This is a genomic window from Chitinophaga sp., assembly GCF_019236475.1.
Lineage (GTDB): Bacteria > Bacteroidota > Bacteroidia > Chitinophagales > Chitinophagaceae > Chitinophaga.
In genome coordinates, this window is sequence record NZ_JAFAIX010000013.1 from 719125 (window position 1) to 744968 (window position 25844).

General features: G+C 44.6%; 18 protein-coding genes. 10 read left to right on the forward strand and 8 right to left on the reverse strand.

The genetic code is table 11. The features are described from left to right. Positions 1–251 precede the first annotated feature (251 nt). On the forward strand, positions 252–869 hold the full coding sequence (locus JO154_RS24930; RefSeq protein ID WP_291951381.1) for a sigma-70 family RNA polymerase sigma factor: 618 nt from the start codon (positions 252–254) through the stop codon (positions 867–869). Here the strand turns inward: JO154_RS24930 and JO154_RS24935 are convergent, their stop codons facing one another. After that, positions 870–1289 carry a secondary thiamine-phosphate synthase enzyme YjbQ gene (locus JO154_RS24935; protein ID WP_366935605.1) on the reverse strand — a complete coding sequence of 140 codons (420 nt, stop codon included), beginning with the start codon at positions 1287–1289 and terminating at the stop codon, positions 870–872. 181 nt (positions 1290–1470) lie between these two features. Between JO154_RS24935 and JO154_RS24940 the strand changes: the two genes are divergently transcribed. The 4 genes from JO154_RS24940 (at position 1471) to JO154_RS24955 (ending at position 5913) form a co-directional block, all read left to right on the forward strand. Further along, complete coding sequence (locus JO154_RS24940) at positions 1471–3894, forward strand: ABC transporter permease (RefSeq protein WP_291951388.1); 2424 nt, start codon at positions 1471–1473, stop codon at positions 3892–3894. A 109-nt stretch (positions 3895–4003) separates the two neighbouring features. Next, the gene (locus JO154_RS24945; RefSeq protein WP_291951391.1) at positions 4004–4849 is read left to right on the forward strand and encodes an alpha/beta hydrolase; all 846 of its coding nucleotides are present in this window, start codon (positions 4004–4006) and stop codon (positions 4847–4849) included. Beyond that, a complete protein-coding gene (locus tag JO154_RS24950; protein WP_291951394.1) occupies positions 4821–5324 on the forward strand; it encodes a sigma-70 family RNA polymerase sigma factor in 504 nt (167 codons plus the stop codon). Before JO154_RS24945 ends, JO154_RS24950 begins: the two co-directional genes overlap by 29 nt. After that, complete coding sequence (locus JO154_RS24955) at positions 5314–5913, forward strand: hypothetical protein (RefSeq protein ID WP_291951396.1); 600 nt, start codon at positions 5314–5316, stop codon at positions 5911–5913. Before JO154_RS24950 ends, JO154_RS24955 begins: the two co-directional genes overlap by 11 nt. A gap of 86 nt (positions 5914–5999) precedes the next feature. On the opposite strand, the gene JO154_RS24960 is transcribed toward JO154_RS24955, so the two are convergent. From JO154_RS24960 to JO154_RS24980, 5 genes are all read right to left on the reverse strand, one after another. Beyond that, positions 6000–7301 carry a RagB/SusD family nutrient uptake outer membrane protein gene (locus tag JO154_RS24960; protein WP_291951399.1) on the reverse strand — a complete coding sequence of 434 codons (1302 nt, stop codon included), beginning with the start codon at positions 7299–7301 and terminating at the stop codon, positions 6000–6002. 20 nt (positions 7302–7321) lie between these two features. Beyond that, positions 7322–10429, reverse strand: a complete 3108-nt coding sequence (locus JO154_RS24965) for a SusC/RagA family TonB-linked outer membrane protein (protein ID WP_291951403.1) — start codon at positions 10427–10429, stop codon at positions 7322–7324. Positions 10430–10530: 101 nt separating this feature from the next. Further along, complete coding sequence (locus tag JO154_RS24970; RefSeq protein ID WP_291951406.1) at positions 10531–11277, reverse strand: DeoR/GlpR family DNA-binding transcription regulator; 747 nt, start codon at positions 11275–11277, stop codon at positions 10531–10533. An 86-nt stretch (positions 11278–11363) separates the two neighbouring features. Then, positions 11364–13829: a glycoside hydrolase family 9 protein gene (locus JO154_RS24975; RefSeq protein WP_291951409.1), complete on the reverse strand. Its 2466-nt coding sequence runs from the start codon at positions 13827–13829 to the stop codon at positions 11364–11366. Positions 13830–13900: 71 nt separating this feature from the next. Next, the gene (locus JO154_RS24980; protein ID WP_291951413.1) at positions 13901–15046 is read right to left on the reverse strand and encodes an FAD-dependent monooxygenase; all 1146 of its coding nucleotides are present in this window, start codon (positions 15044–15046) and stop codon (positions 13901–13903) included. 110 nt (positions 15047–15156) lie between these two features. Here JO154_RS24980 and JO154_RS24985 point away from each other — a divergent pair, with 110 nt between their 5' ends. Further along, positions 15157–15540 carry an SRPBCC domain-containing protein gene (locus tag JO154_RS24985; RefSeq protein WP_291951416.1) on the forward strand — a complete coding sequence of 128 codons (384 nt, stop codon included), beginning with the start codon at positions 15157–15159 and terminating at the stop codon, positions 15538–15540. A gap of 331 nt (positions 15541–15871) precedes the next feature. On the opposite strand, the gene JO154_RS24990 is transcribed toward JO154_RS24985, so the two are convergent. After that, positions 15872–16513: an SMI1/KNR4 family protein gene (locus JO154_RS24990; protein ID WP_291951419.1), complete on the reverse strand. Its 642-nt coding sequence runs from the start codon at positions 16511–16513 to the stop codon at positions 15872–15874. A gap of 67 nt (positions 16514–16580) precedes the next feature. After that, positions 16581–17414, reverse strand: a complete 834-nt coding sequence (locus JO154_RS24995; protein ID WP_291951422.1) for a metallophosphoesterase — start codon at positions 17412–17414, stop codon at positions 16581–16583. Positions 17415–17743: 329 nt separating this feature from the next. Here JO154_RS24995 and JO154_RS25000 point away from each other — a divergent pair, with 329 nt between their 5' ends. The 4 genes from JO154_RS25000 to JO154_RS25015 all read left to right on the forward strand — a co-directional run bounded on the left by JO154_RS25000 (position 17744) and on the right by JO154_RS25015 (position 25842). Further along, positions 17744–19258 (forward strand): malate:quinone oxidoreductase, encoded by a 1515-nt coding sequence (locus tag JO154_RS25000; RefSeq protein ID WP_291951425.1) that lies wholly within the window; start codon positions 17744–17746, stop codon positions 19256–19258. Between the two features lie 258 nt (positions 19259–19516). Further along, the gene (locus JO154_RS25005) at positions 19517–20920 is read left to right on the forward strand and encodes an alpha-L-fucosidase (protein WP_291951428.1); all 1404 of its coding nucleotides are present in this window, start codon (positions 19517–19519) and stop codon (positions 20918–20920) included. A gap of 169 nt (positions 20921–21089) precedes the next feature. Further along, positions 21090–22619, forward strand: a complete 1530-nt coding sequence (locus JO154_RS25010; RefSeq protein ID WP_291951430.1) for a glycosyl hydrolase family 28 protein — start codon at positions 21090–21092, stop codon at positions 22617–22619. 124 nt (positions 22620–22743) lie between these two features. Beyond that, on the forward strand, positions 22744–25842 hold the full coding sequence (locus tag JO154_RS25015) for a TonB-dependent receptor (protein WP_291951432.1): 3099 nt from the start codon (positions 22744–22746) through the stop codon (positions 25840–25842). Positions 25843–25844 lie beyond the last annotated feature (2 nt).

Genomic DNA, 25844 nt, shown 5'->3' on the forward strand with positions numbered 1-25844 from the left:
TTTCTTAGTTGGTATTACAATGGCGTTCATAGGTAGTAACAACCCCACGCTTAAACAAGAACACAGGGATTTTGCAAAACACCCCACTTTTTTTTAATTATTTTAATTTTTCTTAAAAGAATTTTTAACTCAATTGTTTTTATACTTTTACGATCGTATTTATATCCTTATATCATTCAACCAAAGAGAGTAACACGCCAGGCAGCCACCACCTGGATTTTTTTTGTACATTTAATGCGAGAAGTTGGGACATGGATCTTTCATCAGCATCTGATACTGCACTCTGGGAAGCACTGCTTCAAAGCAACGAACAAGCTTTTGCCGAAATATACGACCGGTATTTCAACCGGCTATATGAATACGCTATGCGCCTGCATCCCGAAGAAGAAGTCGTGAAAGATACCATCCAGGAACTGTTCATTAAACTCTGGACCAACAGACAAAATCTCAGCAACACGGTAGACCTGCGCCCATACCTATTTGTAGCGATGCGCAGCACCCTCTACAACCGCCTCCGCCCCCGCAAAAATGTAAAGCTGATCTCTTTCGATAAAGATCAACACGACTTCCTAGCGCACTTCTCTACCGAGCACGCATATATTAAAAATGAACAACTACAGCAACAACAAAAACAAATAGCAGACGCCCTCAACCAACTCAATAGCCGGCAAAAGGAAATTATTTATCTCCGCTATTTTGAAGAAATGGACTACGATCAAATTGGCGCTATTATGAATATATCTGTAAAAGGCGCCTATAAACTCTCTGCCAGGGCATTGAAAAATATGAGAGATATCTTACAAGTATCTATGCCTGTGCTCCTATTAATGCTACAGGCGTATAAAGCAACCTGTCTAAAACAACAATAATTATTCTTCTCCCCATAAAGTCAGTACCAGACTGCGGGAACCGCCATCGTTTCTATGCTCACACAAATATATTCCCTGCCAAGTACCCAGGGCTAACCTGCCATTATTTACAGGTATCATCACAGAACTCCCCAGCAGCGAGGCTTTCAGATGTGCAGGCATATCGTCAGACCCTTCGTAATTATGTTCGTAATCCGGATCATCTTCCGGAACGGCCTTGTTGAAGAAGGTTTCAAAGTCCACTCGCACGGTAGGATCGGCATTTTCATTGATCGTCAAACCCGCAGAGGTATGCTGTATAAATACCTGCAACATGCCCATCTTGATGCGCGATATCTGCGGCATCGCCTGTAATACTTCTCCCGTTATCAGGTGAAAACCCCTGCTCCGCGGACGTAACCGCATTCCCTGCTGATAAATTTTCATAGCTCAAATGTAATACATCCCTAAATTTATACTAGCAAAGCGAACGTCTGCATACGGACACAAATGTTTCAAAAACGGACATTTCTATGATAAGACTAAATTACAAACAACTGATAACCAATACACTTACTTTACGGCATTCACTTTGACCCCCATCAATAAATAAACTAATTCCGTGATAAGCAACTATCTGAAAATAGCATTTCGCAACCTCTGGAAGAATAAAGCCTTCTCCGCCATCAATATAACTGGATTGGCGATAGGCATCGCTACCAGCCTTGTCATCATGCTATACATCGCGCATGAACTCAGCTATGATCGATTCAACAAGAATGCTGATCGCATTGTCAGAGTAGTATTTCGCGGAATGGTGAAAGGGGAGGCGATGAATGAATCAAATGTGTTTCCACCGGTAGCGGCTACACTGAAAGCTGAATTCCCGGAAGTAGAAGAAGCGGTGCGTATTCGCTATGGAGGAGGCACTATCCTGGAGCATAATGGAAAATCCTTCCAGGAACCTTTCCTCGGATACGCCGATCCATCTATTTTTAAAATCTTCAGTATCAACCTCATTAACGGCAACGCCAACACGGCCTTGAATGCGCCGAATACCATAGTGCTATCAGCTTCGACTGCTGTAAAATACTTCGGGAATCAAAATCCAGTAGGCCAAACGCTTCGTTTCAAGGACTCCGGGCAAGATTACCTCGTCACCGGCGTATTCCAAGACATGCCGGATAATGCACATTTCCATTTCGAGGTTCTCGGCTCAATGGCCTCCGTACCAGATGCAAAGTCCGATTCCTGGATGACTTCCGGCTATTGGACTTACCTACTCCTCCCTCCTGGTTATGATTACCACAAGCTGGAGGCTAAATTCCCATCCCTGCTGGACAAATATATGAGTCCGCAAATGCAGCAATCTATGCATATGACTTTATCGGAATTCCGGGCAGGCGGCAATAACGTAGGTATCTACCTCCAACCACTCACGGATATCCACTTGCATTCCAACTTCGCCTTTGACCTGGATACACCCGGAGATATCCGCTATATCTATATTTTCGGCGCTATCGTGCTGTTTATGATCCTGATTGCATGCATCAACTTTATGAACCTGACCACCGCTAATGCAGTGGGTCGCGTGAAAGAGGTGGCCATGCGGAAAGTATTAGGCGCTCCAAAAGGAAGACTCACACTACAATTCCTTCTGGAATCCATCATACTGACCTGCATCGCTATGCTGATTGCCATAGTGGTGGCCATAATCGCCTTACCTACGTTCAACCAGATCTCAGGAAAAAATATTCAAATCCGCTGGTTCGAACAACCATGGCTACTACTTATCCTGGTGCTCTCTGGGCTGACAATAGGAATAATTGCTGGCTGTTATCCCGCCCTATTCCTCTCTTCTTTCAAGCCAGAAGCCGCACTGAAAACCAGCTTCAGTCCTGGTGGCAAACAGGGCACCCGATTACGCAGCGGACTTGTCGTCTTCCAATTCATCATCTCCATCACATTAATGATCAGCACTGCGATCGTCTATAAACAACTATCCTATATCCAACATAAAAAGCTGGGATATAATAAAGACAATATCCTGGTCTTACAAGATATGGATAAGCTACCTGCTCCACAACGGGAGTTCATGCGGAACCATATTCTCCAGCAGTCACAAGTAGCGGGATTGACCATATCCGGCTATCTGCCTTCTGGCAATAGTTACAACAACAACTTTTTCATATTTGAGAATAACACCAGTGCCCAGATAAAAACGCTGGCCTACGACGTGGATGAAAATTACATTCCTGTAATGGGCATGACCCTGGCCGCTGGCAGGAATTTCTCTCCCGCCTTTGGGACAGACACGTCTGCCGCTATCCTGAATGAGTCCGCCGTAAAAGCGTTGGGATGGGGAAATGACGCGATTGGGAAAACGTTCACTCATTTAAATAATAACGGTATCGGTGGCACTTTCCATGTCATAGGAGTGGTGAAGGACTTCCATTTCAAATCTTTGCATACCCCTATATCTCCATTAGTGATGAAACTGAATGGATGGGGACCGTTATATATTATTAAGACCCACGCCGGAGATCCAGGCCCTCTTATCGCCGATCTGAAAAATGCCTGGGAAACCATGCATTCCGATGTGCAATTCAGTTACTCCTTCCTCGACCAACGATATACAGATACTTACCATGCAGAAGCCAATACGGCAAAGACACTGACCATCTTCGCGGCATTAACCATATTTGTAGCCTGTTTGGGCGTATTTGGGCTGGCTACTTTCACCGCCAGGAAGCGCAGCAAGGAAATCGGTATCCGCAAAGTATTGGGCGCTAGTGTAAGCAGTATCATCACCATGCTATCGATGGATTTTCTGAAATTGGTCATTATAGCCTTCTTCATTGCAGGCCCGGTAGCCTGGTATATTATGAATATCTGGCTTCAAGGATTTGCTTATAGGGTGAATATTGGATGGTCCATTTTTGTATTGACTGCCATAGCTGCCATCATTATTACATTATTAACGGTGAGTATGCAGGCGGTTCGGGCAGCACTAGCTAACCCCGTAAAAAGTATTAAAACCGAATAGGGACAAGGATTTCAGGATAGAGAGAAAAAATATTTAATTTTTTTTTTCAGATTCACTGTAACATTTTAAAAGGCTGTGTATCTAAATGGAAATTTAAAACAAACACACTATGAAAAAGATATTTGCTCTCTTCCTGATTTTACTGATGGGCGCCCTATTTCTGAATGTATTCGCACAAGATAAACAACCTTCTTTCTCTGTTAAAACTAGCGGAAAAGGTAAACAACCCATCCTCTTTATCCCTGGCTTTACTTGCAGTGGCGATGTTTGGAACGAAACAACTGCTCACCTGGGCAATGCATATACCAGTTATGTACTGACAATGTCCGGCTATGCTGGCTCGCCTGCACAAGCAGCTCCTAACCTCGATATCTGGATTGAAGATATTGCTGCTTATGTACGTAAAAACAAACTGGATCACCCAGTAATCATTGGTCACAGCCTTGGTGGCGGCGTTGCAATGGCACTGGCCACCCGTTATCCTGACTTATTTAGCAAGATAATTATCGTTGATGCGTTACCGTGCCTCGGCTCCCTGATGAACCCTGCCTTTAAATCTGAAGTGAAACCTGATTGCAGCGCTATCCAGAACCAAATCATGCCATTGACTGATTCTCAGTTCTATAAGATGCAGAAAAGGACTATCACACAGCTTTGCATGGATACCCTCGCACAAAAAGCCATCGTTAACTGGGGTGTTACCACCGATAGAAAAACCTATGCAGATACCTACTGTCAGTTCGCGAATATGGACCAAAGAGAAAGCATCGGCCAAATAAAAATCCCTGCATTGGTACTTTTAGAAGCGCGTTTTGTTAACTTTAAACCTGCAATTGAAGATCAATACAAACAACTGAAAACCGCTACTTTAAAATTCGCCAACAAAGGTTTACACTTCATCATGTATGACGATAAAGAATGGTATCTTGACCAAATCGACAACTTCCTCAAATAGTCTCCAATCCTCCTTCGACCAACTGTACACAGATTACTGGGATAAAGTTTTCCGCCTCTGTATGGGTTATGTCAATGATGACGACTGGGCCAAAGATATTGCGCAGGATACGTTTATCACCGTTTGGCAACAACTCCCGAAATTCAGACAGGAAGCCGCTATAGGCACCTGGATATTCCGGATCGCGTGTAATAACTGTTTACGCCAGTTGGAACGCAGCAGCAAATTTGTTCACAAAGAAGTAGACAAAGCCGATGAAGGCAACAGCCGCGTGAATGAAGATGAGATCAATTTTCTTTATAAATGTATCGCTACTTTAAGTGAAACAGACAGACTGATTATCTCTATGGAACTGGAAGATGTAAAACAAACAGAAATCGCCAGTATCATGGGTATGAGCGAATCAAACGTGAGAGTAAGAGTACATCGTATTAAAGAAAAACTAACAGAAAAATTTAAAGAGTATGAACGCTGATGATAGATTGCAGGCAATATGGCGCAGTAAGAAAACAGTTACTGCACCCAGTTCCAAAGAATTAATTGCCAGCGCAGGGAAAGTAAGAAACAAGATGCGGTTGAAATTATTATTCTGCTGCATAGCACTCTTAGTTACTATTGGCTTTATATCCTGGATATTTCACAAACAACCTCCAAAGATGATTACCACCTGGATTGGTTTCGGATTGCTATTTCTGGGGATCATCACCTACCTGGTTTCATCCACTGTACTATTGAAGTTATTATATCAGCCAACAAATACTGATACACCCGTAAAAGAGTACCTACTGCATATGATACAGGTCAGAGAGCGACAACGATTTATGCAAAAAAACATATTCACCTTTTACTTTATTACTTTATTTCTTGGCGCAAGTTTTTACATGGTTGAATTTATGATGAAAACCTCTCTAAAAGTGGCCATCGTGGGATCGCTTGCATTTGGCATCTGGATGGCTTTCACCTGGTTCTTTATCCGTAAAACAACGATAGCAAAACAGGAAAAAGAAATGACCACGATCATTGAAAAAATGCAAGCAATTATAAAAGAGACAGAAACAATATAATCATAACTTATTGCCAATAAAGAAAGCCAGGCCCTCAAAGAGCCTGGCTTTTTAGCATAAGCATGGTTACCGCAAGATCTTTGCTGTTAGAACGCAGGATCTGCCGGTGTGTTTGGATTGTCGTTTCTTTCTACCAGCGGATAAGGGAAGTAGCTGCGTTTACGCTCAGCTACCGGTCTGTTAAACCGGCGACTGTCTTCCAGTTCCTGGCCAGCAGAATAGAGCTCTATTCTACGATGCTTGTAGATAGCATCCAGTAACGCCTGTTGAGTGGCAGCTACTACTGGCGGCAATCCTGCGCCAACGCCAAATGCATCGGCGGATGGTTGTTTGGTCACTACTAAATTCAACTGTGCGAGTCCATTGATCAAGTCATTCTGACGAGCATAACACTCTGCCTTTATCAACATAATTTCACCTGGAAGGTAAACTGGTATGGAAGATAGCGGAGTGGTGTAAAATCCGGTAAGTACAAATGGTAATGTACCGGAAGTAGGTTTTACAATATAAAAAGGTACACGCAAATCACCTGCATCAGGCTGGAAGCCAGCAGGTAAGCCCATTGTAGGGCCTGTTGTTTGCCAAATATTATTGGTAGCTGTTACCAGTGAATAAATCGGGTTATTCACCTGTGCATTGAAATTCAGTGTAGACTTCACCGTTAGATCCACGCTATTAGCAGCAGCCAGCGCAGAAACATAGTCGCCACCATAGAGGGAATAACGCGCCTTCAGTGCATACAAGGTATTCACAATGTTAATTCCAGCAGGCAGGTAAGGATTGATACTGGCACTGATAGGATTTGCTTTCACTACGTTGATAGCATTATCCAATATAGCCGCAGCTTTCAGGTACCCTTGCTGACCAGAGATAAAATGCACTGCATTATTTGTCCCATTCGGGGAACCACTGGTATCTGGTATCTGCTGGAAGAAGTTAGCCTGTACGCCCATGGCCCAAGCCTTGAAAATAGAGGTGTAAGCAATGACGCCACTAGCATATCCTTTATCTGTAATCACTTTAGGAGTAGCCGCCAGGATATTATTGGACTCATAAATAATCTTGTTACTTACGGCCCACAACTGGTTAACAACGGCATTGGTGTTCAATACCTTGATACCGCCCGCTGTCAGTTGCGCCTCATCTGCGTTACCAGCGTTGGTTACATAAGCTTCGCCGGTGAGCAAGGTGCCCGCAGTAATAGAATTATACAATAACCCTGTACGATCTTTCACATACCATGCCTGCAAACCTACTGCCACATCGGTGATAGTGGTAGGCGTACTATATGCCTGCGCTGAAGAAGGCCCGGTTGCATCCTGGTAATTCTTGGAACAAGCAGCTAAAGCCATTGTACCAACCAGGCAATATTTAATATATCGTTTCATGATGTTTCGCTTTTAAGGATTTAGAATTTAGCACGCAGACCAACATTGTATGTTCTTGGAATAGGAACAGTACCAAAGTCAATACCACGCAGCAATGTACTCTGACCTGCAGCGTTCACTTCTGGATCATATCCTTTGTAATTATCCCATGAGAACAGGTTGCGGCCAGCGAGACTAACTGTCAGATCGCTAAATCCTTTAATTTTTCCGAAATTATAACTGAGGGCAACTTCACGCAGTTTTACGAAAGAACCATCATCAATTCTGAACTCCTGGATATTGTAGATACCAGCAATATAGCCTCTTGGCAGCTTACCAAGATCTTCTGCTTCTGCTACCTTACCGTTATCCACACCCTGACGGGTTCTGTAGTCGGCATTGAATACATCTACCCCCTGCACAATATCCAATTGTGTATGCAAACTCAAACGTTTGTATTTGAAATCGTTGGTAATGGTAGAAGTGTAAGTTGGATTAGGATCACCTATTTTTTTGTTCAATACGCTACCAGTAGGCAGACCGTTCGCATCGCGCTGAGGCGTGTATGTCAGCGATGTATTCTGGACACCTTGCTCTGTCAAAGGAATACCAGCGGCATTTTTGATGATATTACCATTATTGTCTCTTCCAAAGAAAGTTCCATAGAAGAAACCAATTGGCTCATCATTCGCAATGGCAACAGGCGCACCTCCCACGGTATTAAACAGTACCAGACCACCACCAATATCTACCGCTTTGTTTCTGTTGCGGTTGAAGATGGCTGTCAGATCCCAGGTGAAATCTTTGGTTCTTACTGGGATAGCATTTAATACTACCTCAAAACCATTGTTCTGGAGAGTTCCGATGTTTGCCTGGTAGTTGCTGAAACCTTTTGTTGGTGCAATCGCGCGACTGATCAACAGATCTTTTACTTTTTTACGGTAGTAGTTAACGCTAAGGCCTATACGATCACCGAGGAAAGAGAGGTCTGTACCCACTTCGATTTCCTGTTGTCTCTCTGGCTTAACATCCGGATTCGTAAAAGTAGCAGGCGATTGGAACGCAGAAGCACCAATGAATGCGGTAGCATTATAAGTGTTAAAGCGGGCATAGGCTGGAATACCAGTCAAGTTACCGGATTCACCGTAAGCAGCTCTGAGCTTGAAGAGGGTCCACCATTTGGAAATCGCTAAGTTCTTCCAGTAATCAGCACCAGAAATCACATAGCTACCACTCAACTTACTATACAACTGGTTACGTTCAGACTGTCCGAATACAGAGGATCCATCCAAACGCAAAGCACCCGTCAAGAACAAGTGATCGCGGTATTTAAAGTTCTGTTGAATGAATTCACCCGCAATGCTCAGCTCAGTACGCTGATCATCGCCAGGAATGAGGGTAGTGGCTTTGCTTGGCACTTGCACAAAAGGAGGTAAACCTCTACCCTGCTGTAATTGATAACGCATACGCTGATACTGTACAGAATATCCTACCTGCGTTACGGACGTCAGGTTTTTGTTGATATCTGCGGTATACGTCGCATTCACATCATGGTTGATCATGAAGGAAATGTTATTGGCGGCGCTGGCGTAACCGTTCTGTGATGGGTCCATTGTTACACCGCCACCAAAGAAACCAGTACTCACAAAGTAGGCATAGGCTGGAATAAAGGTGCTACCATTCTGATAGTAGTTATCGATACCCATTTTATAATCGATACTCAGATTCTTGATAGGTCTTAATGTAAGGCCAGCGCCGGCAATCACACGACCCACTGTTTGACCCTGTTGGATATCGTTGATAATAGATACCGGGTTCACACGACCCAGGTTACCTACTTTCATCAAATTACCAAATTGGTCACGCTGTTGGATATCATAATAGTTACCCAGAATGGTAATAGAGTTCAGCGGAGAATAGAAAGTATTTCCATCTGGTTTCTCATTAGACTTACTATATACATAGTTCACTGATCCATTGAAGGTCAACCATTTGGTGATCTCCTGATCGAGGTTCAGGCGGAAGCTATAGCGACTGAAATCGGTATTCTTAATGATACCTTGATTGTAGAAATAACTGGCAGATGCGAAGTATTTTGTTTTATCCTTTCCACCAGATACAGACACGTTGTTATCTGTACCAACACCTGTACGGAAAATGAAATCCTGGTAATCAAAACGTTTAACAGGGAACTGAGAAACAACAGCAGGCGTAAGAATATTCTGTGTGGAGTCCTGCGGATTACCACCAAATTTAACAGGAGCCATGTTCTGGTCCAGTTTCTTACGCAACTGGTTTACATTGAAGCTAGTAGAGAAGGAAACAACTGGTTTGCCTTCCGCGCCTCTTTTAGTGAAGATCTGCACTACGCCAGCGTTTGCACGGGAACCGTAGATCGCAGCGGCAGCAGCGCCATTCAACACCTCGATGTGGTCAATATCATCCGGGTTGATATCGGAGATACGGCTTTGTCCCACATTACCTACAAACGTACCCCCGTTATAGTTAGGATCGGAGTTGGTAACACGAGTAGTACTGTTATCGATGATAACCCCATCCACGATGTACAACGGTTCGGTAGAACCACTAACGGTACTGATACCACGTAGTTTTACAGACATGGCGCCAGATGGATCACCAGAGTTCTGCACAATCTGCGCACCAGCAGTTTTACCTTGCAGTGCAGCCAGTACGTTGCCGGTAGATCCCTGATTCAACGCATCTGCTTTCACCGTACTGATATAACTTCCCAACTGTTTACGAGTAGTACCTTGAGAAGTACCAGTTACTACCACTTCATCCAGTTTGGATACGGATTCTTCCATTGTCATATTCACAGTGGCATTACCGCTGGCGCCTACTGTTACTGTTTGTTGATGCTGCTGAAAACCGATACCAGAAAATATCAGGGTATAAGTACCTGCAGGTTGTGTAAGACGAATGGTATATTTTCCATCCACGTCGGTGGATGCACCCTGAGAAGTATTTTTTACAGCTACTGTAATCCCAGGTAATGGCGTACCCTTGTTATCGGATACCTTTCCCGAAATAACAGTTTGCGCAGATGCCGCCAGGGACATGCAGCAGAATAGCAGAAAGAGCAACATGGAGCGCGGACACGCTGCTCGCTTGATTCGGAGCAATTTCATAATTGTTGTTTAGACTTGTTGATAAATGGGTGGCCTTTTATTACCCCCAGGCAAAGCAGTTGGAAATAAATCGAATAGTGGCGCAATTACAGGATGTTCTACTACAATATTTTTACACCCTTCTTGCTGTACGGTATTAATTTCTTTGCCTTTGGCTGTAATTCAGTGATTAAAATATCTATTGCATCTATATCACATACTTTTAAACGATCTGTTGTATCTACTTTTTCCGAGATCGACAACGCGACAATCTTGCGGGAAGTCGCAATCATGGCCTTTTTTACTTGCACCACTTCCCAGTCATTATCTGTCAGGCCTGCTTCAGCATCAATTGCATTCACACCGAGAAAACATAAATCAGCTCGAATATTCATGATTTTGGTAATCGCCTCTCCGCCTACAGTGATTTTGGAATCTTTCGCTAGCCTGTCGCCTATAACAATAACTTCAATATTTGGATGATTGGAATATTCAAATGCGGCCGGCAAACTAACTGTTATAAATGTAGCACGTAGCTCTGGTGGTAATATCCTCGCCAACTCCATAATGGTAGTACCACCTGTTGTCAACACAAACATGCCATCATGTATCAATTGCACCGCCTTCATCGCAATCGTGCGTTTTTCTGCAACTGCATATACATCCCTGGATGCTATCCCCTGGTGGTAGGAGTTAGACAACGCTCCACCATGTACTTTCAGGATTTTACCTTCCCGGGCCAACTCCATCAGATCCCTACGTATAGTATCCTCTGATACTTGTATCTGCTCACTCAAATGTGAAGACAGTACTTTATTATGCAGATTTACTTGATGAAGTATATATGCCTGGCGTTCTTCTTTTAACATGGATCAGGAATCTTCCGTCAAATTCGGCAAAAAAATGCATCAATCCAAATATAAACCAGCAAAAATTTGCAGGTTCATGCCGGAATCTACTTTTCTAGTAGACTATCCACCCGCTCAAAGCGGTATCCACGCTCCTTTAATGCGGCAATCAATGCCGGTAATTGATTATAAAATTTGTCTTTCCGACGAGGATCTGTTCCAATATGTAGTAATAACACAAAACCATTCAATCCGGTTGGGTGGTTGGACTCATATTCTAAAATTGAGGTCATTATTTGTTGGGAACTCACATAATTTTTCTCAGGAGGATACGTGTAATCTGCATTGGAACGCGTGCCTGGCGTGAAGTTCACCAGTTGCAGTCCCGCTTCGTGCGTCCATGCAGCGATGGTATCATTATACCATTCATAAGGCGGTAGAAAATAATGGGCAGCCGACTTACTAATCCCTGCTTGTTGCATCTGCCGATACACCGCATCCAGATCATTCCGGAAGGTTTCTTTTGTCACCAGCAGACTATCCCTATTTTTCCAATCGCAGTACAGCAAATGCTTGTCGGAGTGCGGTCCTAGGTAATGACCGTCTTTTTTCAACTGTTGAATCACTGCCGGATATTGCCGATAAAAATTACCTGTCAGGAAGAAAGACGCAGGCGTTGCGGTTTTTTGCAGGGTTTTACGAATAGCCGTAGCACCATCTGCAAATGTATCGCCGGTAAATACAATAGCCAGGCGTTTGCGCGTAGTATCGCCGCGGATGATAGCCCCGGCGGATGTTTTTAGGGAGACACGATGTCCGTCGGCCATAGCCGCCAATAAATAAACCAGGGAAGCGGTTCCATCCATAGTAGGTTCATTGGTGCTGTAATCGCCTACATCATCATGGTATACGGCCAGCTCACTCTGGAAATCGGCATAGGCATCGGGCTTGGATAAACGAATTCCGATTAGGTTTTTATAAATCGCGGTATACACAGGACCGTCTACCAGCGCGCCATCCACAGGGTAATGGCCAATCGCGGAAAACGCGGAATGCGGATCTTCCGGCGTATCCCCATGTGCCGGCAAACCATATACCATGCTCGTCCCCCATGGATTACAGCCAAATATCCAATCTACGTTGGCCTGTTCCAGTTGGGAGAAGCTGTTGTCTCCCGTCAACTGACGATACCAATAACATTGAATGGCAAATGAAACAGTCAGGTTATTACTGCACCAAATAAACGGAATGGCCCTATAGAAGGCGTTTTGCTTCGCTTTATTCCATACCCGATCGATCCCCTCTTTATAATAACCCATGATCTCTTTTCTTTCCGCTCCCGCTAAGGATTTGGCCAGCTCATAATGTCCAATATTGATAAACGGATACCACTGGTAATGATTGGCGGTATCTTTTCCCAACCAAGGCGTGATTTTCTCCATAGCGGAATACTGCAACGCATCATGGCGGAATTGATCAGACTTATTTCCTTCATAAATAGCGGCTGCGGCCAACTCCATATCATCAGACCAGTTGTCTTCTGCATATATATAAGGAGAAACCACGGAGGCAGTCTGGCAAACACCCGGCTGACGTACGCCCATCGCATAAGCGGATTGTGAACGCTGCTTCAATAAAGCCACATACGCCGGATCACGATCCTGTATCAGCAAAGATCCCAATGCAAAAGCACTGGCAAATTTCCCCGCCGTAGATGCGACACCGGTAGACCTATTCTTATATTTCCCTAACCCTTGTGGCTGGCCTGTACAGAAATACACGGGTCTCTCAAAACCCTTTCCATAAAACGGATCTTCTTTGGGTAAACGCAAACCTTTATGATCGCGGTCGTCCGCGATTTGGTTGAACATAATATTATCTGCTGGATGCATTTTCAGCAGCCAATCCAGGCCCCAACGGGCCTCGTCCAGGATATCCGGAGCGCCATTCGCGCCGGGCAATCCATTCGCGGCATATTGATCGGAAAATACTTGTGGAAAATCGCGGTAAGCTGCCAGTAAATGCCAAGTGGCATTGGCGGAAGTGGTCACATATTGTAGATAATCGGTGGCATCATGCCAGCCCCCTGCTACAGCTATGTGGGTACTATCTGGCATAGGCCCGTACATCGTATAGCCGTCGTGGGTATGACAGGAATCTCGGAGATACGGATTAAACCAACTCCGCTGCTGACGCATATAACGCAAACAAAAATCGGCAGCGCCCGCATAAACGTCTGCGCCTATACGAAAATAAGGAGAACGGGCGTTCGCAGCTTTTAACTGGTAAACGCCCGGTTTATTGAATTTACTAAAATCAAGCCGAGCCGTATGCAGAAACGGACCATATACACCAAAGTCTTTGCCTGCCACCGCCGTAAAAACCACTTTGCCAGAAACACTGTCAATGAGTTGAAAATCTTTTGGGAAAGGCATTTCTTTCGCACCAAACACCGCCACCTTGGTGCCTGTAGGCAGATATCCCAGTTGATTGATACGTATCCATTGCTGTTGTGCAGCTACTTGCAACACAGTAAAAAGGCACAGTTGTATACAAAATATTAGTTTTCTCATAAGCGTCCGTGGATTAGGCGAATAAAGCTATAAAACTTTCTTCACCGAATCAATGCGGGCTTTATGAGCGGCTACCATTTTACATTATAGAGGAATTCCAGTTGCTGCTGTGTGACCCTATTAGGCACCATGCGCACCATGAAGTCGCGGAAGGAAGCGGCCAGAGACCCTTTCCAATTGGTGATCATCGCCAATTGCCAGGATACACCTACTACTTTTTGTACACGTGCAATACGGCTTTCCTGGTATAATTTAAAGGCAGCGGCCGTTGATTTCGTTTGTGCAAGACAGTTAGATAACATCAATGCGTCCTCAATAGCCTGACTCGCACCTTGGCCAAGGTTTGGCGTGGTAGCATGGGCCGCGTCTCCCAGTAATACTACTTTGTCTTTATACCAAGTATTGATGGGCTTAATATCGTATAGGTCTGCACGTATCAACATCTCCGGACGCAGTGCTGCCGCTACTTTCGGCATATTGCCATAGAAAGGCGCCAGTTGTTTTTGCATAAAGGCAATCGCTTCTTCATCCGTAAACGCTTTGCCGGCAGGCATCTTGCTGGTAAACCAAAAATAAACACGGCCACCATCAATTTGTGCATAAGAAGCGCGCAGCCCGTTTCCATTTCCCCAAACTTCCACTGCATTCTCCCGCTCTTCTTTGGACAGCGTCATCGGGATGATAGCCCGCCAGCAGGTTTGCCCGGAGTAACGATATTGGGCTGGTGTAATATATGTCTCCCTAACAACAGATCTAATACCATCGGCGCCAATCAGGAAATCGCCACTGGCGGAACTTCCATCCTCAAAGTAAGCGGTAACCCCATTTGCATGCTGTTGCAAAGTGGTAAACTTCTTTCCCCACTGGATTTCTTTTGCCACCTCATCCACCAGTAATTGCTGCAAGGTAGCCCTATGCAACAACTGTGCGCCTTGCCCGTAATGATCGCGGATATAAGCATTACTGATATGCTGCAATACTTTGCCTTTGTAATTGCGTACGAATATATTTTCCGGGAAGACAGCCAGTTCCCGAATGGCTTTTCCTACTCCCAGTCGCTCGTAAACCGTCATGGCATTGCCTCCTAGCATTATGCCAGCGCCTACTGCCTTACATGCTGGTGCAGCATCAAATATTTCATAGTCAATCCCCTGCTGTTGCAGTGCTATTGCTGTGGTGAGACCGCCAATACCGGCCCCGATGATAATCGCCTTCATATCATGAGCATTAATCTGACACAAAGATAAGTACAGAAAATTCAAATTAGGACATTTGGCCTAATTTATTTTTAATTTTAACAAATGCTGCAAATGCCTAGTTTTGGCATATGAAAGATTTCAAGAAACATTTCATTGTGCGGGCCACACCAGAGGAAGTGTATGCCGCCCTGACAAATCCCGCCACTATTCAGTTATGGAGTGGGGAAAAAGCGGAGATGTCCACAGAACCGGGCTCAGAGTTTTCTCTCTGGGAAGATAGTATTGTGGGCCGTAACCTGGAATTTGAAGAAGGTAAGAAGATTGTGCAGGAATGGTATTTTGGAGAAGAAGAGGAAACGCCGTCTATCGTTACCATCCTTTTGCATCCTGATAAAAAAGGTACAGATGTGGAATTACGCCATACCAATATTCCGGATGAAGCGTATGAAGATATCACCGAAGGCTGGGTAGATCAGTATTTCGGGGCGATTATTGATTTTTATAAAGATTAATATTTGGGCTTGCAAAGCAGCAAAGAGTTGTGATTTGCTGTTTTGCTCGCAAAGGCGCAAAGGATAATAAGGATTATGTTTTGTTGTTTTTAGACCGCAAAGGCAATTTGCAGTAGAACCTCTCCTGGATACATTATGTAATTACCAGTATAGTTTAATAGTAATTTTATACTTTGCGCGCTACAAACAGCAAAACATAATTAAACAACAAAACTTAGTCCTTTATTTCTTTGCGACTTTGCGTGAAATATAACAAAACATAATCATTTGCTGCCTTGCTGCTTTGTAAGAAAAACATCCGCGAAAAATCAGCACCGAGGGCGCCTTCCACCTATATCTCTTCCTGGTAAGGGAAACTACTATCCATCCATTGGAAATTAATTTCCGCTTCGAGGATGTCTCGCAATTCAGCGCTGGTCAGCGCTCCTTTTTCAAAAGTTGATTTTACTATTGCTTGTTGACGCTCCGTCAGGTAAGGTGCATGCGATTGCAGCCATTTTTGGCAGTTATCGGCAAAATCCCCTATCGTAAGCAGGCCAGGATACGTGGTGCTCATATCTGTTACCGCTTCCAGCATTTGCAGGAAAATGAAATCCTGTAGGTTCTTAGCGAGGATACATGCTTCATTGGCATCATGCCATACCATTACGACAGGTACATCTTCTCCATCTTGGAGATTATAATATAATGCAAACCAGTCGCCCGCTCCTGAAGTAGCAATGGGTACAAATTTATGTATCGGATCGGCGAAGAGCATTCCCTCTTCCATGTAATCCGCTACCATGCTGGTGTTGAGTAATTCCAGGTCGTTGGCGTACAGTAATAAAGGTGGATGCTCCTTCAGCGTGGGTAGTACTTGTTTATACCACTCCGGGCCGAAGGCGCCCCAGTTCAGCATACCGTCTGCATATAATTGTTTATATAGTGCAGGGTATCTAAAGTTGTGCAACTGTTCAATTTCTTCGGGACGCATAATAAGTCTTGATAATACCGGTTTTTCAGCGGCGTCAAGTTACTCACTTTGCAGAAAAAACGCCAAATTATTTAGAAGCAACCGCCGCTTTGTGATATTCATTCATTTTCTCTGTTGGGTTCAGCATGTAGGTCAGCATGCTGTTATCTTTCTTCACTTCCACAATGCGGAAACCGCGGTATTGTGTACCCCAGCTACCACCAATGTGACTATCGAAGAGGAAAGGAATTTTATCATCGAGGAGTTTTACATTATCCTGATCGTGGTCGTGGCCATTGAAGATGGCTTTCACATTAGGGTATTGACGGATGAGTTTGGCAAAATCAGGAGAATCTGCCGCCCATTGCGTCCATTTTACCGGTGTGATATGTAAGAAGATGAAGATATTTTTTGCGCGGCGGTATTGGGCCAGTTTTTCTGTGAACCAGGCAACGTCAGGTGCGAGGAAGTTTCCTTCAATATCAGAGGTATCGCCGAAGAGGAGTACTTGGTTATTGATTACCTGATCGTGTTGGAGAGGGAGTCCCCAGGCATTCTCCCATGCGCCTGCGGTAACACGGTCGTGATTACCGCGGGTGGCAAATACTTTCGGGTGAATGGTTTTGAAGAGGGTGGAAGCGGGTTCCAGGAGTTCCGGGTTATTGTGGATCACATCTCCGTTGAGGATGAAACAGTCGCATGGAGCTGTTTGATTCGCTTTATCGAAGGCCTTTTTCAGGTCTTGGAAATATTGTTCATAGGGCGTGTTGGGTTCACCGTAGTGCCAATCGGAGCCTATTGCAAAACGGAATACGGTTTCACTATCGAAGTGGAAGCGGTTGGCTGCTTTGGCAAATTTCCCGCAGGCAGAAATAATTACGGCTGCGGAAATGCCGTTGAGGAAATCTCTTCTGTTCATCATAACATAAAATTATATCTATTGAAATGGGATAAAAAAGGTCTGGATTAGGGTTAACATAAATATAAAATAAGAATTACAGGAAGCATCCTGAGGGACAAAAATCTCCCTAAAAACACTTGATAAGTTGAGCAGAAAAAAGTTTCAGAAAATTTTTTCTCCACATAGGATTTTTTTTAATATAACGTATTACTCTGTACGATTGATATTAAACTTTCAATTTATTCAGAAAGAATTGTAATCAGTTTGTTAATTTGATGCCAATCGAGCATATTATTCACCCTGCATAATTGTTTGTATTGTAACTTTGCACCTCGAATTAAATAGGGGTTATGTTTAGAAGCAAGAGTACGTCTGAAACAGGTCCGGATGTGGTTTTAATTGGCGCTGGAATTATGAGTGCCACCCTTGGGATTTTCCTGAAGGAATTACAACCGGATATTACCATTGCCATTTATGAAAGACTCGATGTAGCTGCTGCTGAAAGTTCCGATGCATGGAACAATGCGGGTACCGGTCACTCTGCATTCTGCGAGTTGAATTACACGCCGCAGAAAGAGGATGGGTCTGTGGAAATCAAGAAAGCTGTGAACATTGCAGAACAGTTTGAAGTTTCCCGCCAATTCTGGGCTTATTTGGTAGAAAATAACATCATTTCCAATCCCCAGGAATTCATACAAAGTATTCCTCATATGAGCTTTGTTTGGGGTGAAGAGAATGTTGATTACCTGCGAAAGCGTTACAAGGCCTTACAACAATGCCATTTATTCCACAGCATGGAATATTCTGAAGATCACGGTCAACTGGCGGAATGGATGCCGTTAGTGATGCAAAACCGCGACCCTAAACAGAAAGTGGCAGCCACTCATATGGAAATGGGTACAGACGTGAACTTCGGTGCATTAACCCGCGAGCTGTTCAAGCACCTACAACAAATGGAAGGTGTGTCTATGCATTTCAACCATGATGTACGTGATCTGAAAAAAGCGGATGATGGCAACTGGATCGTGAAAGTGAAAAACCGTGAAACCCGCGAAAAGAATGTACTCAAAACTCAATTCGTTTTCATTGGCGCTGGTGGCGGTTCCCTTCCGCTGCTGGAAAAATCAGGCATTCCTGAAGGTAAAGGCTTCGGCGGATTCCCTGTAAGCGGCCAATGGCTTCGTTGCAATAACCCAGAAATCATTGCCAAACACCAGGCTAAAGTATATGGTAAAGCCTCTGTGGGCGCACCGCCTATGTCCGTGCCGCACCTGGATACCCGTATGATCGATGGCCAGAAAGCACTGCTCTTCGGTCCATACGCTGGCTTCTCTACCAAATTCCTGAAAAACGGCTCCATCTTCGATCTGCCAATGTCTATCAAAGCCAATAACATTCACCCAATGGTGTCTGCTGGCCTGGATAACATCCCATTGACCAAATACCTGATCGCTCAGGTACGTCAGAAACCAGAAGATCGCCTGGATGCCCTCCGAGAATATTTCCCTGAAGCGGAAATGAAAGACTGGGAACTGGAAATCGCAGGACAACGCGTACAGGTAATTAAAAAAGATCCTGTGCATGGTGGTATCCTCGAATTCGGTACCGAAGTTGTCAGCGCTGCCGATGGTTCTATCGCTGCACTGCTGGGCGCTTCCCCTGGTGCTTCTACTGCGGTATCTATTATGCTCAATCTCCTCAAACGCTGCTTCCGCGAAGAAGTAGAAACAGAAGCTTGGCAACAGAAACTGAAACAAATGATCCCTTCCTATGGCCAGTCTCTCCTGAACAATCCGGAAATGACTGCAAAACTCCGCCGCTGGACTACCAACGTGCTGGAGCTGAAACAAATGGAAACAGCTTAATAAGGGTCTGTCATAATTATTATCTCAAAACCGCTCAGCTCACCACTGCAGCGGTTTTGCTTTTAAGTGAAAAAAATACCTGCAATAGCCAAAATCAAATCACCTGATTCCATTTTTTTTACGGATTTTAGTAGAACAATTGTAAAGTGTACCAACAACACTAATTCTGTATTGAAAATCAATGAAAAAGCGCACGAGCGCTTATTTTTTGAAAAAGTAATGCAAACGATTGCATAAAGAACTTAAAAAGATTCCATAATGAAAAAACTGACCTGCTGCCTCACGGCATTGCTGGCCATTTCACAATGCCTGCCTGCCCAAACAAAAACAAAAACCGCTGCGGCCATCACCGCAGACGCTTCCCGCGAACAACGTATGAAATGGTGGAGAGAAGCCAGATTCGGTATGTTCATCCACTGGGGCGACTATGCAGTTCCTGCCGGATGGTACAAAGGCCAACAGGTACAACGTGGCGGCGAATGGATCATGAACCGCGCAAAAATTCCAGTAGCGGAATACCAACAATATGCGAAACAATTCAATCCTGTTAAATATGATGCGGATGCATGGGTGAAAATGGCGAAAGATGCCGGTATGAAATATATCGTGATCACCGCCAAACACCATGATGGCTTCGCAATGTTTAAATCCAATGCCAGCAAATTCAATATCGTAGATGCGACACCGTATGGTAAAGATGTACTGAAAGATCTAGCCGCTGCTTGTAAAAAATATGGTGTAAGACTGGGCTTCTACTACTCTCAGGCGCAAGACTGGAACAACCCAGGCGGCGCAGCAGCCCGCAAAGTGGCTTCCGAAGGATGGCCTAACCCAGACAGCACCAAAATAGATGCTTACACGGCTGAACACACTGGCCACTGGGACCCTGCGCAAACTACGGCTACGATGTCTGAATACATTGATAAAGTGGCAGTACCACAAGTAAAAGAACTGCTCACCAACTACGGTGATGTGGCGGTGCTCTGGTGGGATACGCCTACTAATATGACAGATGAATATGCAGAGAAATTACAGAACGTACTGAAACTGCAACCAAATATTATTACCAACGACCGACTGAAACGCCCGAATTTCGCGGGAGATTACAAAACGCCGGAGCAAAAAATCCCTACTAAGGAGGAACTCGATGGCCGCGATTGGGAAACCTGCATGACCATGAACGGTACCTGGGGCTACAAAAGCTGGGATACGAAGTGGAAATCGCCAGAAACAATGGTAAGAAACCTAATCGACATCGCTTCTAAAAACGGTAACTACCTCCTGAACGTAGGCCCTACTGCGGAAGGTACTTTCCCACAACAAAGCATAGATGATCTGGCAACTATCGGTAAATGGATGAAAGCGAACGGAGAAGCCATCTACGGCACTTCTGGTAGCAGTCTACCTACCCTCCCATGGGGCCGTTGCACCCAAAAAACAGATGGTAAAAAAACGACTTATTACCTGCATGTTTTCAACTGGCCTACGGATGGTAAACTGGTAGTACCAGGCCTGAAGAACAAAGTAAGCAAAGCCACTATGCTGACTGGCGGCGCTAAACTGAATACTACTGCGGATGCAGATGGTATTGTGGTATCGGTTCCTGCACAGGCGCCAAACAGTATCGCATCTGTTATCAAAGTAGAAACTACAACACTTTAATCAACCATATAAATGAGGTTGTATCAAAAGCAGAAATCTCCTGCCTGTCGCCCCTACCCGCTGGGCAGGGCGACAAAAACTAAAAAAAATGAAATGCCGTCTGCGACGTCATTTCATTTTTTTAGTTTTTGATACAGTCTAATTTTTCATTTTATCAACAACTGGTCGCATGAAACAGAAATCACTGCTGTTCTCTGTTTTGTTGTTCCTGTTTGCTGTGAATGCACTGGCACAAAAAGCCATATTTGAAATAGAGAAGTTTGGAGCTAACGGTGACGGCAAAACGCTGAATACAATTGCCATTCAATCCGCAATAGACAGTTGCTCCGCTTCTGGCGGCGGTACAATACACTTCCCCGCTGGTACCTGGCTCACTGGTACGCTTTTATTGAAAACCAATGTCACCCTAAACCTCGACAAAGACGCTACCCTCCTCGGCAGCACAGATATCAAAGATTACCAAGTAGTAGATGGTTTCAAAGATGGCCTTGGCCAACAAATGGGTTATGCCCTCATTGGTGCTGTGAATGTGAATAACACGGGCATCATCGGACAAGGCACCATCAACGGCCAAGGTAAACTCGTCTACGCTTCGGGAGGACATAGCAGAAGACCCTTCCTCATCCGTTTTGTACGCTGCAACAATATTAATGTGAAAGAAGTACACCTCACAGGCCCCACCGCCTGGACCATGCACTTCTTCCACTGTAAAAATATCCTGACAGAAAGAATCAGTATTTATAGTCGCGGACTCGGCAACAACGATGGCATCGATATCGATTGCTGCGAAAATGTCATCATACGCGACTGTGATATCAACAGTGGCGACGACGCTATTTGCTTTAAAACTACCAGTCCATTCCCTTGCAAAAATGTAACGGTATCGGGTATACGCCTCAACACTGGCGAGGGCGCTATCAAATTCGGTACAGAATCCGCCGGCAACTTCGAAGACATTACCGTTAAAAATATTAAAGTGGCTTTCGCCAGGGAAGGCGGCATCAAAATCTTCTCTGTGGATGGCTCCCACATCAACAACATCAGCATTTCCGATGTGGAAATGGACTCCGTCAATCTGCCTATCATCATGCGACTGGGCGCACGACTCAAAACCTTTCGGGAAGGGGATCAGAAACAATCGCCTGGTAGTATCAACAATATCAACATCCGTAATGTATCCGTGAATAGAGGCACCTGGACGGGCATGCTCATCAGTGGCATACCAGATCATTATATCGATGGTGTTAATTTGGAAAATATTCGCATCAATGTTCCGGGAGAAGGCACGGCAGAAGATGCGAAAATTGTACTGGAAGAACGGCCTGCCGACTATCCTGAAATCAAGATGTTTGGTAAAAAAATCCCTGCATACGGCCTATACATCCGTCATGCAAAGCATATCAAATTCAATAATGTAGTATTTACTTCCGATAAAACAGACGAAAGACCGGCCATAATTGGATACGACCTGGAAAACATTACTATCAGCAAATGGAAACTGCCCTCCACAGGAGGTAATGAACCTGTTGCAAAAATTACAGACGCAAAAAACATTCAATTCAAAAACATTACTCCACCCGCAAGCACTTCCACCTTCCTTCAGGTAAGTGGCGACAAGAGTGAAGGCATTGTTGTACCCGGTAAGCTGCCGGTGGTAGTAGATAACAACGTTCCAGCGAACGCTGTAAAGAAACAATAGCAAGACATACCAACAATCAAGAACGGCTGCAATAGTGCGGCCAGGCATCGTATTGCCGGCAACATCTCCACCATGTTGCCGACACGGATAACTACACCCTTTTATCATCCAAAAAACAGACGTTATGAAAGAACTTTCCCAAAACAGGAAAAGACAAATTCCACCCGGTATTCGAAAATGCGGATACCTTTTGTTATTACTAATTAATTGCGTGTATTCATCTACGTTATATGCACAACAAAATGTAAACATACATGGCCGTATCACTTCTCAAAACGGCGATCCATTACCCGGTGCAAATGTGCTGGTGAAAGGGACCAGCAAAGGAGCCGCCACCGGCGTAGATGGCACCTTTTCCCTCACCGTTCCGCCGAATTCCACACTTCGCATTACTTACACCGGTTTTTTGACCAAAGAAGTGGAAATCGGCACTACCGACATGCCACATATGAATATTCAACTCAATGCCAATAAGGGAGAGTTGAATGAAGTAGTGGTAGTGGGTTATGGTACGCAGAAAAGATCTGATCTAACAGGGTCTATTACTTCTATCAATGCACAGGCCCTAAAAGATGTTCCCACCGCCAATCTTAGCCAAGCATTGAAAGGTCAGGGCGCTGGTATCGACATACAAAAAAATGGCGGCAATAGTAAACCTGGCGCCAAACCGACTATTCTGATACGTGGGAGTCGCTCTATCAAGGCCACCAATTCCCCGCTATTCGTAGTAGATGGTATTCCTTTCAACGGCGATATCAACGATATTAACCCGGACGATGTGACCAGTATCCAGGTACTAAAAGACGCGTCTGCCACTGCTATCTACGGTTCTCGCGGTGCAAACGGCGTAATTATCGTTACTACCAAACATGGTAGTGCAAACGGTACCACGATCACCTATGGCGGTTATGCAGGCTTTGTAAAGCCTTCCGGAAAGTATGATTTGATGAATTCTCAAGAGTATGCAGGATTGAAGAAATGGGCACTCTACAATGCGGATAACGTGAAATATAGCAGTCCCGATGATCCTAAAATCATGCTGGATGGATTTGATGCCGTAGAAAGAGATGGACTGGCCAAAGGCCGCAGTACCGACTGGCAGGATCTCGTATACCGGACTGGCCTGCAAACCAACCACCAGATTGGTATTTCAGGGGGTAATGAGCGTACGCAATTCAGTACGTCCGGCGGCTATTACAAGGAAACCGGTGTATATCCAGGCCAATCTTTCGAACGGTTCACCGCCAGGATTGGGGTAGATCACCAGATCAACAAGACTTTCAAAATAGGTTTGAGTTCACTCAATAACTTCTCCACTACCATTGGCGAAAGCGCCAACCCTATGGGGCAAGTATTGCGTGCAAGTCCGATGGCGCCTGCATTTGACAGCACTGGCGCTATTCTCAATGATTTTGTTGCAGGAAGTGCTGCGCAGATATGGAATCCACTGGCCAACTTCATCCCTGGCTCCGTGGTGGAAAGAAGAAAAAGAACAGGAACCTTCACTACTGCCTATTTGGATGTTAATATCATACCTGGATTGAAATACCGCCTGAATGCGGGTGCAGAAATCAAAAACGATAACTACGGTAATTTCTACGCCAGTAAAACTTCCAACAACTTAGGAGGATTAAATACCAGCGAAACCAATTACAGTCAGAATACCAGCTTTACCGTTGAAAACCTGCTGTACTACGATAAATCTATCCGTAAGCATCGTTTTAATTTCACAGGATTATATAGTGTGCAGGAATCCAATACCCGCAATACAAAGTATACGAACAATAATCTTTTGTACGATAATTTGGAGTTTGCCAATCCGCAATATGGTTCAAACCTTGCTGGCAGCGGCTCCGATCCAAAGTGGGACATCATCTCCTATATGGGTAGGCTATTCTACAGCTTCGACGACCGGTATCTCCTTACACTCACCATGCGCTCAGACGGTAGTTCCAGACTCGCGCCTGGCAACCAGTTCAAAGGATTTCCATCAGCCGCTGTTAGCTGGAATATCAGCCAGGAGTCTTGGGCAAAAAATATACAAGCTATCTCCAATCTAAAGCTCCGCTTGAGTTACGGCCGTACGGGAAATACGGCTATCGATCCTTATCAAACCATGGGCTCTCTCACCGCGATCAATTATAACTTCGGTAGTACCAATATTACAGGGGCTTATTTGAATGCTGCTCCCAATATGAAACTGCAATGGGAGTACACCACTTCTTCCAATGCTGGTATTGATTTCGGGCTATTCAACAATAGAATCACCGGTAGTGTAGATGCTTATATTCAACAAACCAGTAATCTCCTACTTCCACAGAAACTGCCTGGTACCAACGGTCTTCCCGGCAATGTACTCGTTAATGTGGGTAAAACGGAAAATCGCGGCGTAGAAGTACATGTGGCTACAGTGAACGTACAATCCAAGACTGCCAATGGTTTCAACTGGACCACTGATCTGAACTGGTTCCTCAATCGCGGTAAAATCACACAGCTCTATAACGGCATTCAACAGGATATTGCGAATGGATGGTTCGTCGGCCAACCAATTGGTGTATACTATGATTATGATCGCATTGGCATCTGGCAGAATACCAAGCAGGATTCCGCTACTGCACTGGCTTACAAACAGAAAGTAACAGGACCTACTTCCGTCATTGGAAATATTCGTATTCGCGATGTGAATGGTGACAGCACTTTCAGCGCCGCCGATAAAACCATCATTGGTAGTGCACAACCCAAATGGGAAGGCGGCATGACCAACCGTTTCAGCTACAAGGGACTGGATTTCACCGTAGTGGTATTCGCGAGAATCGGCGGAATGCTCAATAGTAAACTGTATGGCGGCGGCTATGCCAACACCTTCCAAGGTAATTACAACAACTTGAATGTGCATTACTGGACGCCCACAAATGGCGAAACTTATTATCCAAAACCCAACAACTCTTCTACACAAACACAATACAATTCCACACTGGGTTACATCGATGGTAGTTTCCTGAAAATCCGTAGTCTCAGCCTAGGATACAACGTGCCACAGTCTTTTGTACAGCGCCTGAAGGCGAAATCACTGCGCATATATGCCACTGCGCAGGATCCATTCATCCTGTTTTCTGTCTACAGAAACAAATATCATGGCGTAGATCCAGAGTCTGCCGGCAATATCAATGCAGATACGCCGGGAACTTGGTCTATGATATTTGGTGTAAACCTTACTTTATAATT

Excerpts from the sequence above, each read along its gene's own strand:
- JO154_RS24930 (WP_291951381.1), top strand. The coding sequence starts at position 252 with ATGGATCTTTCATCAGCATCTGATACTGCACTCTGGGAAGCACTGCTT.
- JO154_RS24945 (WP_291951391.1), top strand. The coding sequence starts at position 4,004 with ATGAAAAAGATATTTGCTCTCTTCCTGATTTTACTGATGGGCGCCCTA.
- JO154_RS24955 (WP_291951396.1), top strand. The coding sequence starts at position 5,314 with ATGAACGCTGATGATAGATTGCAGGCAATATGGCGCAGTAAGAAAACA.
- JO154_RS24960 (WP_291951399.1), bottom strand. The coding sequence starts at position 7,301 with ATGAAACGATATATTAAATATTGCCTGGTTGGTACAATGGCTTTAGCT.
- JO154_RS24965 (WP_291951403.1), bottom strand. The coding sequence starts at position 10,429 with ATGAAATTGCTCCGAATCAAGCGAGCAGCGTGTCCGCGCTCCATGTTG.
- JO154_RS24970 (WP_291951406.1), bottom strand. The coding sequence starts at position 11,277 with ATGTTAAAAGAAGAACGCCAGGCATATATACTTCATCAAGTAAATCTG.
- JO154_RS24975 (WP_291951409.1), bottom strand. The coding sequence starts at position 13,829 with ATGAGAAAACTAATATTTTGTATACAACTGTGCCTTTTTACTGTGTTG.
- JO154_RS24980 (WP_291951413.1), bottom strand. The coding sequence starts at position 15,046 with ATGAAGGCGATTATCATCGGGGCCGGTATTGGCGGTCTCACCACAGCA.
- JO154_RS24985 (WP_291951416.1), top strand. The coding sequence starts at position 15,157 with ATGAAAGATTTCAAGAAACATTTCATTGTGCGGGCCACACCAGAGGAA.
- JO154_RS24990 (WP_291951419.1), bottom strand. The coding sequence starts at position 16,513 with ATGCGTCCCGAAGAAATTGAACAGTTGCACAACTTTAGATACCCTGCA.
- JO154_RS24995 (WP_291951422.1), bottom strand. The coding sequence starts at position 17,414 with ATGATGAACAGAAGAGATTTCCTCAACGGCATTTCCGCAGCCGTAATT.
- JO154_RS25000 (WP_291951425.1), top strand. The coding sequence starts at position 17,744 with ATGTTTAGAAGCAAGAGTACGTCTGAAACAGGTCCGGATGTGGTTTTA.
- JO154_RS25005 (WP_291951428.1), top strand. The coding sequence starts at position 19,517 with ATGAAAAAACTGACCTGCTGCCTCACGGCATTGCTGGCCATTTCACAA.
- JO154_RS25010 (WP_291951430.1), top strand. The coding sequence starts at position 21,090 with ATGAAACAGAAATCACTGCTGTTCTCTGTTTTGTTGTTCCTGTTTGCT.
- JO154_RS25015 (WP_291951432.1), top strand. The coding sequence starts at position 22,744 with ATGAAAGAACTTTCCCAAAACAGGAAAAGACAAATTCCACCCGGTATT.